The 1,517-nt window shown below is 39.7% G+C and carries 1 protein-coding gene; it reads left to right on the top strand.

The features are described from left to right. Nucleotides 1-89: 89 nt before the first annotated feature. Nucleotides 90-1,517: IS1634 family transposase (locus tag DK846_RS17300; protein WP_109970260.1), on the top strand; the 1,428-nt coding region annotated here is incomplete at its 3' end.

Raw genomic sequence — 1,517 nt, forward strand, 5'->3', positions numbered from 1 at the left:
TCCCATCATCCGCAGATCGTTACAGAGAAATTGAATTTTATGAAAAGCTTAAATATAAATCTTAGTACGTCGATCTCTATGTATTATTCATGGATTTCGATGATGTCTTTGTTCCAAACTCCGATAAGACAATAGGGCACCTTGGTTTGGTAGCTGGTAGTTACGATGAGTTACATATTGGGACTATAATCGATCACCTAATTCCCAAAAATGGTCCACATACTCTGAGTCATGGTGACATTGTCAAGGCAATGACTATCAACGGTCTTGGTTATATTGAACGTCGTCTCTACCTTTTTCCCGCCTTCTTTACCGATTTATCACTCAAACGTCTCTTCAATAAAGACATCACCGCAGATCATCTGAATGATGATGTCATAGGTCGAACTCTTGATGCCATTGCGGCATTCGGACCCACAGAACTATTCAATCACATCGTTTCTGACTGTTTGGAAAGGGATCAATTTGCGATCAATCTTGTGAATACCGATACCACTAACTTCAGTGTCTATGGCGATTATGATTCAGACACCAATACTGAAGAGATAGAAATCACCTATGGTCATCCGAAGGATGGTCGGTGGGATCTGAAAAGATTTGTCCTTGGTATGGCCACAAACCAGTATGGAATCCCTCTGATGCTTCAGACCTTTTCAGGAAATGAATCAGATAAAAAGTCCCTGCTCCGAATGGTGACTGGAATTAAGGAGAACCTGAAGATTGATGAAAAGGTTCTCCATGTGGCAGATGCTGCATTTTACACAGAGGAGAATCTCCAGACGCTAGGGATTCATACCTTCTGGATCAGCAGGGTTCCAATGGTTATCTTGGAGGCTGATGAACTTCGGAGAACCGAAGAACCATTTATTACTTGTAGTGATGATCGCTACTCCTATTATTCTTCTTTCTCTAATTATGCAGGAATACGCCAAAAATGGTTTGTTTTTCATTCAAGTGAACAACAAAAAAGAAAAGAGAGCACATTTGAGAAGAAGATCGAGAAGGAACTGGACAAATCTCGAAAATCACTGAAACATTTGGCTTCAAAACGTTTCGCATGTGAACCGGATGCACAAAATGCAATCAATGACTGGATCGTGAAACACCCCTGGATAGAATTTGATTCGTGTTCGGTTAAGCAGGTTCATGAAAGGATTGAAAAGAAAAGGGGGCGGCCTACTAAAGATGAGACTCTTATCGTAAAATACGCAATTGAAGGAGGTATCTCCCTAAACAAAAAGTATGTTGAGAGGGAAAGAGCAATTCTTGGTCGATTTATTGTTGCAACAAATGATCTCGATCTAGATCCAGAATCTGCTCTGTCATACTATAAGGGGCAGTACCAGGTTGAAAAAGGATTCAAATTCCTCAAAGATAAAACATTCAGAGTATCTGAAGTGTTTTTAAAAAATATTGGACGTATTCAGGCACTGGCAATGATTATGGTACTTTGTTTGTACGTGTATGCAGTATCTGAATATAAACTCCGAAAAGGTTTGAAAGAGTCAAATGAGAGT

Origin of the sequence: Methanospirillum lacunae (assembly GCF_003173355.1) — an archaeon.
Classification (GTDB): Archaea; Halobacteriota; Methanomicrobia; order Methanomicrobiales; family Methanospirillaceae; genus Methanospirillum; species Methanospirillum lacunae.